The organism is Thermoanaerobaculia bacterium, from assembly GCA_018057705.1.
Lineage (GTDB): Bacteria > Acidobacteriota > Thermoanaerobaculia > Multivoradales > JAGPDF01 > JAGPDF01.
The window spans coordinates 1-9943 of record JAGPDF010000109.1 but is presented as its reverse complement, the minus strand read 5'-3'; the positions used below and the strand labels follow the sequence as shown (position 1 = coordinate 9943).

At 68.5% G+C, this 9943-nt stretch carries 8 protein-coding genes; 1 reads left to right on the top strand and 7 read right to left on the bottom strand.

Annotated elements, in window-relative coordinates; all coding sequences use genetic code 11:
- Positions 1 to 50: 50 nt before the first annotated feature.
- From KBI44_20080 to sufT, 7 genes are all read right to left on the bottom strand, one after another.
- On the bottom strand, positions 51 to 1274 hold the full coding sequence (locus KBI44_20080; GenBank protein MBP9146781.1) for an aminotransferase class I/II-fold pyridoxal phosphate-dependent enzyme: 1224 nt from the start codon (positions 1272 to 1274) through the stop codon (positions 51 to 53).
- 58 nt (positions 1275 to 1332) lie between these two features.
- Entirely contained in the window at positions 1333 to 2286 is a 954-nt protein-coding gene (locus KBI44_20075) for an L-threonine 3-dehydrogenase (GenBank protein MBP9146780.1), read from the bottom strand.
- Positions 2287 to 2308: 22 nt separating this feature from the next.
- Positions 2309 to 3223, bottom strand: coding sequence for an alpha/beta hydrolase (locus tag KBI44_20070; GenBank protein MBP9146779.1), 915 nt, complete (start codon positions 3221 to 3223; stop codon positions 2309 to 2311).
- Complete coding sequence (locus tag KBI44_20065) at positions 3223 to 5298, bottom strand: response regulator (protein ID MBP9146778.1); 2076 nt, start codon at positions 5296 to 5298, stop codon at positions 3223 to 3225. Before KBI44_20065 ends, KBI44_20070 begins: the two co-directional genes overlap by 1 nt.
- Positions 5295 to 6386, bottom strand: coding sequence for an ABC transporter substrate-binding protein (locus tag KBI44_20060; GenBank protein MBP9146777.1), 1092 nt, complete (start codon positions 6384 to 6386; stop codon positions 5295 to 5297). The genes KBI44_20065 and KBI44_20060 overlap by 4 nt, the downstream gene beginning before the upstream one ends.
- Before the next feature lie 151 nt (positions 6387 to 6537).
- Positions 6538 to 6777: a hypothetical protein gene (locus KBI44_20055; GenBank protein MBP9146776.1), complete on the bottom strand. Its 240-nt coding sequence runs from the start codon at positions 6775 to 6777 to the stop codon at positions 6538 to 6540.
- 84 nt (positions 6778 to 6861) lie between these two features.
- Positions 6862 to 7419 carry a putative Fe-S cluster assembly protein SufT gene (gene sufT / locus KBI44_20050; protein ID MBP9146775.1) on the bottom strand — a complete coding sequence of 186 codons (558 nt, stop codon included), beginning with the start codon at positions 7417 to 7419 and terminating at the stop codon, positions 6862 to 6864.
- A 153-nt stretch (positions 7420 to 7572) separates the two neighbouring features.
- Between sufT and KBI44_20045 the strand changes: the two genes are divergently transcribed.
- Positions 7573 to 9825, top strand: a complete 2253-nt coding sequence (locus KBI44_20045) for a S9 family peptidase (GenBank protein ID MBP9146774.1) — start codon at positions 7573 to 7575, stop codon at positions 9823 to 9825.
- The last annotated feature ends 118 nt before the right edge of the window (positions 9826 to 9943 follow it).

Genomic DNA, 9943 nt, shown 5'->3' with positions numbered 1-9943 from the left:
CCCCGAATTGTATCCGAGGCGGGAGAAATCGGCCTCCGGGTCGCTGCGACCTACCCCCCGAAGCCCGCCAACACGTCGAGGACGAAGTCGATGTCCTTCTCGGTGTGGTCGGCGGAGACCTGGAAGCGGATGGTCTCGTCGCCTTTGGGGACGACGGGGAAGTTGAGGCCGGTGGCGAGGACGCCGTGTTTCAGGAGATGCCGCACCAGGGCGGTGGTCTTCGGGGTGTCGCGGACGAAGAGGGGAACGACCGGGTGGGTGCCCTGCAGGGTCTCGAAGCCGAGCCGCACCAAGCCGTCGCGGAACTGGCGGGTGCGGGCGGCCAAGTGTCCGAGGAGTCCCTTGCCCTCCGGGCCGTCGAGGATCTCCACCGCCTTCTTTGCCGCTGCCGCCTCGGCGGGGGTGATCGGGTTCGAGTAGATGTAGGTCGGCGCCGACTCGCGCAGGAAGTCGATCAGGCCGGCGGCGCCGGTGACGTAGCCGCCGTTGACGCCGAACGCCTTGCCGAGGGTGCCGATGAGGACGTCGGCCGGGCCCGAGCCGGAGGCCTCTTCTGTTCCGCGGCCCGTGGCGCCGAAGGCGCCCACCCCATGGCTGTCGTCGACGATGACCACGACGTTCTCCGGGAAGGCGGCGTCGTGCTTCCTGGCCACCTCGAAGATCGCCGGCAGGGGGGCCTCGTCGCCGCGCATCGAGAAGATGCCGTCGGTGACGACGAGCGCGCGCTTGCAGCCTTCCACTTCCGCCAGGCGGGCATCGAGCTCGGCGACGTCATTGTGGCGGTAGACGCGTTTCTCCTTCGGCCGCGCGAGCTTGATGGCGTTGATGATGCAGTTGTGGTTCAGGGCGTCGGAGACCAGGGCCGTCTCCTCGGAGACCAGCGGCGTGAAGACGCCGAGCATCGAGGCGTAGGCCGACGAGAAGATCATCGCCGCCTCGCGGCCGTGGAAGCGGGCGAGCGTCGCCTCGAGCTCGATGTGCGGGGCGTAGGTGCCGCTGATGAAACGCACCGCGCCGGGACCGGCGCCGTACTTCCGCGACGCCTCCTCCTCGGCCTCGATCACCTCGCGGCGCAGATTCATGCCGAGGTAGTTGTTCGAGTTCATCTTGAGGAAGAGCTCGCCGTCGCGCCCGGCGATGCGATAACGGGGGCCGTAGCCTCCCGTGGCCGGAACGACCCCCTCGATGACCAGCTCGTAGCGCTTCGGGTTGCCGCGCGCGTCGAGCACGGCGAGGTCGTTCGCAAGGGCAGCGAGGAAACGATCGTGGGGCATAGGGACACCTCTGATGGACAACGTGCGGCCGCCTCGAGGGTGGCGAGGCGGCGGAAAGTCAGACGATTCGAAGCTTGATGCGCAGCTCCTTGAGCATCTCGGCGACCATCGCCGCGAGGTCGTAGCGCGGCGCCCAGCCCCATTCCGCCCGGGCCGCCGAGTCGTCGAGCGATTCGGGCCACGAGTTGGCGATGCGTTGGCGCACCGGGTCGACGTCGTAGTCGATGGTGAAGCCGGGGATGTGCTTGCGGATCTCCGCGGCGAGCTCGACCGGGGTGAAGTTGACCGCCGCGATGTTGAAGGCGTTGCGGTGCTTCAACCTTGTGGCGTCGGCCTCCATCAGCTCGACCGTGGCGCGGATCGCGTCCGGCATGTACATCATGTCGAGCCGGGTGTCGGGTCCGAGGAAGCAGGTGTAGCGGCCGTGCCGCAGGGCGTCGTAGAAGATCGTCACCGCGTAGTCGGTCGTGCCGCCGCCGGGCGGCGCGCTGTGCGAGATCAGGCCGGGGAAGCGCAGCCCGCGGACGTCGACGCCGAAGCGCGAGGCGTAGTAGTCGGTCAGCAGCTCGCCCGCGACCTTGGTGACGCCGTACATCGTGGTCGGCCGCTGCAGGGTGTCCTGCGGTGTCTGGGTGCGCGGTGTCGAGGGGCCGAAGGCCGCGATCGAGCTCGGAAAGAAGACCGCTGAGCGCTCCTGGCGGGCGATCTCGAGCGTCTTGTAGAGCCCGCCCATGTTGAGCTCCCAGGCGACATGTGGCTTCTCCTCCGAGGTCGCCGAGAGCAGTGCCGCGAGGTGATAGATCGTTCCGACGTCGTAGCGCCGGACGAGGTCGTGCGCCTGGCGGGCGTTGGTGGCGTCGAGGACTTCGAACGGGCCGTCGAGGGCGAGGTCGCCCGGGGGAAGGCGGATGTCGGAGGCGATGACGTTTTCGGCGCCTTTCAGACGGCGCAGTTCGACGACGAGCTCCGAGCCGATCTGACCGAGAGCTCCAGTGACGAGGATTTTTCGCATGAGCAGGAAGATCGTACGGCTTTCAGGTCAGGAAATCGAGCAGCAGGCCGTTCACCTGGTCTGCCGCCTCGAGTTGCACCCAATGCCCGGCGCCGGGGAGGCGGCAGAGCTCGGCCTCGCGGCAGCGGGCGATCGAGGCCGCCGCCATGTCGGCGCCGAGAGCGACGTCGTCCAGCCCCCAGAGAAGGCGCACCGGCGGCTCGACCCGGCGGTGGCCGGGGCGGCGCGGCGGGCACCAGAGGGCGGCGCGGTACCAGTTCAGCATGGCGGTGAGGGCGCCGGGCTGTCGCGCCGCTGCGGCGTAGGTCTCCAGGTCCTCGGGGGAGAACGTCCCTGGCCGGCTGGTCCGTTTGAAGATCGACCGGAAGGCCCGGAAGTCGCCCGCCCGGATCTTGCGCTCGGGGAGGAAAGGGAGCTGGAAGAAGAACATGTAGCGGCTGCGCCGGCGCTGCTCCCGGTTGTGCAACAGGAACTGGCGCATGACCGAAGGGTGCGGAATGTTCAGGGCCGCCAGCCGCGCGATGCGCTCCGGAAAGCGCAAGGCGCCCCACCAGGCGACGGCGCCCCCCCAGTCGTGGGCGACGACGTCGATCGGCGCAGGGCCCGAGCCGGGTCCGAGGTCGTCCAGGAGGCCCCGGAGGTCTTCGGTGAGCGGGTCGAGGCCGTAGGCGCGTATCCCTTTGGGCTTGCCGGAGAGGTTGTAGCCGCGCAGGTCTGGAGCGACCACCCGCCGCCCGGCTGCCGCGAGCACCGGGATCTGTTGTCGCCAGCCCCACCAGAACTCGGGAAATCCGTGCAGCAGCAGCACCGGCTTGCCGTCGGCCGGCCCGGCCTCGACGAGATGGAGTCGGACTCCCGGCAGATCGAGGAAGCGCTCGCGGAGCGCCAGGCCGGGCTGCTCGGCGGCGAAGCGGGTCAATGCAGGATCGAGAAACATCAGGAGGTGACGGGGGCCCCTTCGAGGACCGCGAGCACGCGGGCGATGTAGGCATCCCGCGTGAACGGCTTGGCGAGCACACGCTCGTTCGGCACGCCGAGCTCGCGCGGATCGCTGCTCGCTGCGAGCTCGCCGCTGACGAAGAGGCAGCGCGGCGCGAGCTCGGGGAGGTGGCGCTCGATCCAGGCATGGAGTGCGATGCCGTCCATCTCGCCAGGCATGCGGATGTCGGTGACCACCGCGTCGCAGCGTTGGCTCGTGAGGATGGCGACCGCCTCGGCCGCATCCTTCGCCAGAAGGGTGCGGATCCCGATCCTGGCGAGGAAATGGCGCTGGATGTTGCGCAGCGCAGGCTCGTCCTCGACGACGAGCACCACGCGCTCCTCACCTGCCCGGGCGCCGGCAGACGGGTCTGCGAGGGCGGGGGTGCCCTCCGCGGCGAGGTCCGGCGGCACGTCGGGCGCCTGCCCGGGGTTCGCGGTCGCCGCCGTCCCCGCCGACACTTCCGACACCCCGGGTACCGTCAGCGGAGCGGTTGCCGCGAGCAGCCGGAGGGTCACTCGCCCGCCCCCGGACGGCCTGTTCTCGGCCGTGATCGATCCTCCGGTCTCGGTGATGAAGCGCTGCGCGAGCGCGAGACCCAGACCCGTGCCGCTCCCGACTGGCTTCGTCGAATAGAAGGCATCGAAGGCGCGGTCCGGCTCGGCGAAGCCCGGCCCGTCATCTTCGAAGGTGAGCTCGACCCAATCTGTGCCGATCGCAGCGGCGCGGACCAGCAACCGGGTGCCGCCGGCGGTGGACATCGCCTCGAGCGCGTTGGTCATGATGTTCAAGGCGGCGTGCTCGAGACGCTGAGCGTCGGCGGTGACGAAGAGCGCATCGGGAATCTGCATCGCGAGCTCCTTGCCGGCCTGGGCGAAAGCATAGGCGCGCAGCCCGGCGGCGACGTCCATCGCGACGCGCAGGTCCGCCGCAGCGGGCTGGGCACTCGACTGGCGAGAAAAGTGGAGGAGGTTGCGAACCAGGTCGCCGGCGCGTGCGGTCTCCCGGATGAGGGGTGTCACGAGCTCGCGGTTGACCCGGCGAACGGCCGGATCGGTGTGCTTTGCGAGCTCCTCGGCGATGCACTCGGCGCTCCCCAGAATGCCGGCCAGGGGATTGTTCAGCTCGTGCGCCAGGCCGGCGAGCATGAAGCCGATCGCGCTCAGCTTCTCCTGTTGCACGAGAGCCTGCTGCGCCTGCTTGAGATCCCGGAGATTGTCGTTGAGCTCGAGATTCTGAGTCTCGATCTTGGCGCGTGCCGACTGAATGCTGGTCGCCATCTCGTTGAAGCGGCGAGCCACCGCTGCGAGCTCGGAATGCGCTTGCGCCGGGATTCGCGCCGACAGGTCGCCACTCCCGAGTTTGACCGCGGCCGCGGCGAGGTGACCCAACGGCAGCACCACGCTGCGCTGGAGGAACCATAGGAAAGCGATCGCCAGCCCCGTCAATGCGGCGCCCATCAGGGTGATGCCGAGGAGAATTCTGCGGAAACGCTTCACCTGGTCCTCGTGGAGCAGCTGAAGGTCGCCCTTGCGCACCGTCACGAAGCGCGCCATCTCCACCTGAAGGCGCTCGGACAGGCGGTGCATCTCGGCGACGCGCGCCTGCGCGGCACCCGATTCGCCGCGCGCGATGAGGTCGAAGGCGCCGTGCGCGACGACTTCGAGAGCCTGATGCTGCTCCTTCAGAGTCTCGACCTGGAGTCGTGCCTCGAGCGTCATCGGTTGAAACAGATATTGGCGCAGGCGGGTGTACGCCTTCTGACCCAGTGCGTCGAAGCGGTCCCTGTTGCGGGTGCCGGGGGCGTGAAGCTGCTGGTAGGCGGCCAGCAGCTGTCCGTAGACCGCGGTCGTGATCTCGTCGGCGGCGTTCTGCTCGGCGAGGCGAAGGCGCGTGACCTCTTCCACGTCCCGCCGCATCGATTCGAAGAGCACCAGCGTTCCCAGGATGAGAGCGCCCGCGGCGAACGCGAAGGCGATGGTGCCGAGCAGCAAGAGCTGCTGCAGCGAGCGCGCCCGGCTCTCGCGGCTCACGGAGAGTCCTCCGGGCCGCTCGTGCGGACGATTCGAACTCCGTCCACCGTGATCTCGACGAGATTGTAGGCCGGCCGGGGATCGCCGTTCGGATCGAAAGCGATCGTTCCCGTGATGCCGACGTAGGGAGGGTGCCGCGTGCCGACTCCGGCGAGGTAGTCGCGAATCGCGACGCGGCCGATGCCGGCGCTGCGCGCCGCCTGTGCCAGGAACATCACGCCGTCATAGGTGAACGCCGCCTCCGCCGTCAGGGGCAGACCGCCCGCCACTCGCAGGCGTGTGCGCAGGTCGTCGAGGGAGGCGCGCGGGGCGTGGGTGTCCACGAAGCTCACGTACTGCACCCCGGTGAGGATGCCGCCCTCGTTGCGGTACGTCATCGCTTCGTCGATGCCGTCGCTCGCCAGAATCCGGATGCCGGGGATCGCCGAGCGAAGCTCGGGCAAGAGCTGCCGCAACTGCGCGGAGCGCCCGATCCAGACGAGCAGCTCCGGACTCTCCTGGGCGATCCGGCGCGCGGTCGCGGCGGGGTCGGGCAGGAGCTCTTCGTGACTGTAGGGCGCCTCGTAGACCACCGGCACCTGGGCGCCCTCGAGGAGCGCGTGAAACTCCTGGTGCAGGGCGTGTCCGTAGTCGTCGTTGACGAAGAACACCGCGGTGCGCGGCCGGGCCCGATCGGCGCCAACCTGGTCGGCGAGGAACTGCGCCTGATGGACATCGCTCGGGACCAGCCGGAAGGTGTACGGACCGACCTGGCTCAACAGGGGGGCGGAGCTCGTCGGGGCGATCTGAACCAGATGTCGCGCGTTGTAGATCTGAGCGGCGGAGAGGCTGGCGCTGCTGTTGGAATGCCCGATGACGCCGATGACCGAGGAGTCCCCGGACAGCTCCTCGGCCGCCGCGATGGAGAGACTGGCGCGCGTACTGCTGCCACCTGCGATCACGCGCAGCTCGAGGAGGTGGCCCTGGATGCCGCCACTGGCGTTGATCTCGCTGGCGGCGATCTGCGCGGCGACGACGGCTTCGTCGGTGACCACGATGCCGAACCGGACGGTCTCCTTGGACCGGCAGCCGGTCGTGGTCAGGGCCATGAGGGCTATCCAGGCCAGCGGGGCTGCGAGGCTTCGGCCGCCCTGTCTTGCAGGGAAGGTCACTTGTGGGAGTCCTTCGCGGAGCCGGTCACGCTTGCGGTCTGCCCCCTTTCGAGGAGCAGAGCCACTCTACTCTCTTGGCGGCGTGCTGCTAGTTTGAGGTCAGGGGCTTGAGGTTCACCCAGCGGTTGCAGGTCTCCTGCAACGCCTGGGGATCGTCGGTGGCCATCGCTTCGGCGAGGAAGAGGTCGATCTCCCGGCGGTCCTTGCCGGCGCGGCGCAGCGCCTGGCGGACGGCGGAGGCCACCGCCCAACGGTTGCGGGTTCGCAACGTGACCTGGACTTCGGGGAATCGCGGCGATGGCGGCGTCAAGATGAGGGAACCTCTCATCTGAGACTACTGCTGAGGCAGGTAAAAGTTACATTCTGCGTGTAAAAAGACGTGACACTGGCCCCGGCCGGGCCCCGGTCTTCTTCAGTAGAAGCCGAGCTGCAGCCGCGCGGCTTCGCTCATCATGTCCTGGTTCCAGGGCGGGTCGAAGACCACTTCGACCCGGGCATCCGAGATCTCCGGCAGCTTCTCGAGGCGCGTCTGGATGTCCTGGGCGAGGATGTCGCCCATGCCGCAGCCGGGGGCCGTCAAGGTCATCTGGATATTGGCGACCTGGCGGCCGTCGGCGCCGGGTGGGTCGAGCAGGCAGCTGTAGACCAGGCCGAGCTCGACGATGTTGACCGGAATCTCGGGGTCGTAGCACGAACGCAGCACATCCCAGACGCGGTCCTCCAGCGACTTGACCGTGTCGCCGTCGGCCGCTGGCGGAGCGGCTGGCACCTCCATCCCGATGGCGTCGAGGTTCTCGGGGTCGATCCGGTAGAGGCCGCCGTACTCGGTCGTCACGGTGACGGTGCCGCCCAGCTTCTGCATGATCATGACCTTGGTACCGAACGGAATGCGGGTCTTGTTGCCGTGCGGAATGACGACAGCGTCGATTTCACGCGTGGTGATGGCTTCGGAGCGGTCGGAAGAGCCCATGGGCGAAGGATCTTACTCTCCCGGGCCGGCGGGGAGACAGGGTCCGGCTCCGGAACGCCGGCAGGGTGTCCCGGGCTGCGGTAGAGTTTCGGGGCGCCGTTGCACCAGATCCACCATCGCGGCGCCATCAATCCCAGCTCCCCGGAGGTTCCGATGAAGTTCGCGCTCCTTCTGCTCGCCCCGCTCGCCGTCGTCGTCTTTGCCGGCCATGCCGCCGGTCAGTCCGGCGGCCAGACGGCTCCGCCTTCGCTGTTGAAGCCCCCCGCGACCCGGGTCGAGCCGGTGCGAGAGACGCTCCACGGCGTCGAGATCGTGGACAACTACCGCTGGCTCGAGGGCGACAACTCGAACCCCGAGCGCATGGGCCAGGTCACACCCGAGGTCGGCGCCTGGACCGACCAGCAGAACGCCCATACCCGCTCCGTGCTCGACAATCTGCCGGGGCGGAAGGCGCTCGAAGAGAAACTGCGTCCGCTGATGGAGGTCGGCTCGGTCTCGACGCCGACGATCCGCGGTGGGCGCTACTTCTTCTCCCGCCGTGAAGGGACCCAGAACCAGCCGAGCTACTACTGGCGCCAGGGCTACAAGGGCGACTCGAAGCTCCTGCTCGACCCGGCGCAGCTCGATCCCTCGGGGCTGACCACGATCACCTGGATCGCGCCCTCGCACGACGGGCAGCTGGTCGCCTACGGCACTTACAAGGCCGGCGACGAGAACACGACGCTCTACCTGATGGAGGTCGAGACGGGCAAGCTCCTGCCGCTCCAGATCCCGAACAAGACCCAGGCGCCCGACTGGCTCCCCGACGGCTCGGGCTTCGTCTACCAGAACCTCAAGGACCCGAAGGATCCCTACAGCGGCCGGGTGCTCTACCACCGCATGGGTACGGACGTCGCGGCCGATCCGATCCTCTTCCGCCAGTACACGAAGGAGGAGAACGAGAAGCTCGCGACCACCTGGGGGCCCGGCGGCTCCCTGTCGCGCGACGGCAGGTGGCTCACCCTCGTCTACTGGACCGGAACGCGCTCGAACGATCTCTGGGTGGCCGACTTCCAGCACTTCCTCGCGACCGGCAAGCTCGAGAAGCGCGAGGTGGCGATCGGCCAGGAGGGCACCTCGTTCGGCCTCGTCGATGGCGACACGCTCTTCGTCCAGACCAACCTCGGCGCTCCCAACGGCCGCGTCGACGCCTATGACCTGCGGTCGAAGGCCGCCGGCTCCGCCTGGAAGCCGCAGACCGTCGTCGCCGAGCGCCCCGGGATGGCGATCCAGAGCATCAGCCTCGCCCGCGGCCTTCTCGCCGTCGAGTACCTGAAGAACGCCACCAGCGTGATCGAGGTCTTCGATGCGTCGGCGGGCTCGGCGATCTTCGCCGCTGGCGCCCTGTCGGGCAATCCGGCCAAGTCGCTCGGCGAGCTCGCCATGCCGGGAATCGGCTCGGCCGGGCTCGCGACCGAGTCGGATCGCACCGAGGCCTACTTGAAGTTCACCAGCTTCAACTACCCGACGACCATCTTCCGCGTCGATCTCGGACGGCCGGCGCTCGAGCCGGAGCTCTGGGAGCGCCCGCCGGTGCCGGTCGATCCCTCGACCGTCGAGGTGAAGCAGGTCTGGTACAGCTCGAAGGACGGGACGAAGGTCAGCATGTTCGTGGTGCACAAGAAGGGCCTCGCTCTCGACGGCAACAACCCGACGCTCTTGAAGGGCTACGGCGGCTTCAACGTCTCGGAGACCCCGGATTTCTCGGCCACGATGTTCCAGTGGTTCGACGCCGGTGGCGTCATGGCGCTGCCGAACCTGCGCGGCGGCGGCGAGTACGGCGACGCCTGGCACGAAGCCGGGATGCTGGCCAAGAAGCAGAACGTCTTCGACGACTTCTACGCCGCCGCCGAGTGGCTCGTCGCCGAGCGCTACACCAGCCCGGCGAAGCTCGCGATCGCCGGCGGCTCGAACGGCGGACTGCTGACTGGAGTGGCGGTCATTCAGCGGCCTGAGCTCTTCCGCGCCGCGCTGGTCGCCGTGCCGCTGCTCGACATGCTGCGCTACCAGAACTTCCTGATGGCGCGCTACTGGGTGCCCGAGTACGGCTCGGCCGAGGACGCGGCGCAGTTCGGTTTCCTCCAGGCTTACTCGCCGTACCAGAAGGTGCAGAGCGGCACTCCCTACCCGGCGGTGCTGCTCACCGCCGGCGAGAACGACATGCGGGTGCATGCGCTGCATGCGCGCAAGATGGCAGCGGCCCTTCAGGCCGCCTCGGCGAGCGACCCGGCGGAGAAGCCGGTCCTTCTCTGGGTGGACCGAGAAGCCGGCCACGGCCAGGGCAAGCCCCTGAACCTCCGCATCCGCGACGCCGCCGACCAGCGCATCTTTTTCATGTGGCAGCTGGGGATGTTACCGAAGAGCTGAGGGGGTCTTAGCCGCTCCCCGGAGAGAAAAGATGCCTGACAGGGGCGCTCGGGCGCTCGGGAATCCAGGGTGGGCGACCACGCTTCAAATAGGAGCCCACCCTGGATTCCCGAGTGCC

Bases quoted from the DNA above. Each gene is read 5' to 3' on its own strand.
- KBI44_20080 (MBP9146781.1), bottom strand. From the start codon at position 1,274: ATGCCCCACGATCGTTTCCTCGCTGCCCTTGCGAACGACCTCGCCGTG.
- KBI44_20075 (MBP9146780.1), bottom strand. From the start codon at position 2,286: ATGCGAAAAATCCTCGTCACTGGAGCTCTCGGTCAGATCGGCTCGGAG.
- KBI44_20070 (MBP9146779.1), bottom strand. From the start codon at position 3,223: ATGTTTCTCGATCCTGCATTGACCCGCTTCGCCGCCGAGCAGCCCGGC.
- KBI44_20060 (MBP9146777.1), bottom strand. From the start codon at position 6,386: ATGGCCCTGACCACGACCGGCTGCCGGTCCAAGGAGACCGTCCGGTTC.
- KBI44_20055 (MBP9146776.1), bottom strand. From the start codon at position 6,777: ATGAGAGGTTCCCTCATCTTGACGCCGCCATCGCCGCGATTCCCCGAA.
- sufT (MBP9146775.1), bottom strand. From the start codon at position 7,419: ATGGGCTCTTCCGACCGCTCCGAAGCCATCACCACGCGTGAAATCGAC.
- KBI44_20045 (MBP9146774.1), top strand. From the start codon at position 7,573: ATGAAGTTCGCGCTCCTTCTGCTCGCCCCGCTCGCCGTCGTCGTCTTT.